This is a genomic window from Rhodoplanes sp. SY1 (assembly GCF_046000175.1).
Taxonomy (GTDB): Bacteria; Pseudomonadota; Alphaproteobacteria; order Rhizobiales; family Xanthobacteraceae; genus Rhodoplanes.
This window is the reverse complement of sequence record NZ_JBEOMB010000452.1, coordinates 1-578: the sequence shown is the minus strand read 5'-3', so window position 1 is coordinate 578 and position 578 is coordinate 1. Positions and strand designations below refer to the sequence as shown.

Genomic DNA, 578 nt, shown 5'->3' with positions numbered 1-578 from the left:
CGAAGGCGGCGAGCGTGTCGCCGGCGACGACGCCCGGCAGATACGTCGCCTTCTGGGCGTCGCTGCCGTAGAGGCTGATCGGCCCGGAGCCGAGCCCCTGCATGGCGAAGGCGAAGTCGGCCAGCGCGGCGCGCGAGGCGAGCGCGTCGCGCATCAGGCACAGCTTTCGCGCGGACAGGGGCGCCGCGAGGCTCGTCGCCGCGGCGAGCAGGCCGGCACGCCCCATCGCTCCGACCAGCGCCCGGCACGAGTCGGCGACCGCCTCCTTGCGCTCGTCCTGCGCATCGACGAGGCCCGGCACCGTCTCGTCGGCCCAGCGCACCGCCTCGTCCCAGAAGGCCGGCGCGCCGTTCTCGAAGAACGGCCAGTCGAGGAACGCGCGATCCATCAGTCGCCCTCGAACACCGGCGTCTGCTTGGCCACGAAAGCCCGGTAGGCGCGGCCGTAGTCGCGCGTCTGCATGCAGATCGCCTGCGCCTGCGCCTCCGCCTCGATCGCCTGGTCGACCGTCATGTGCCACTCGGCGTGCAGGCAGGTTTTCGTCATCGCGTGCGCGAAGGTGGGGCCAGCGGCGAGTT

At 72.7% G+C, this 578-nt stretch carries 1 protein-coding gene and 1 pseudogene; both read right to left on the bottom strand.

Translation table 11 applies throughout. From position 1 onward, the window contains the following. Positions 1-388 (bottom strand): acyl-CoA dehydrogenase family protein (locus ABTU92_RS30305; protein WP_408095236.1); only part of this gene is annotated, 388 nt, incomplete at its 3' end. Next, positions 388-578: pseudogene (locus tag ABTU92_RS30300) on the bottom strand (enoyl-CoA hydratase); the annotation flags it as partial. The gene ABTU92_RS30305 and the pseudogene ABTU92_RS30300, both read right to left, overlap by 1 nt.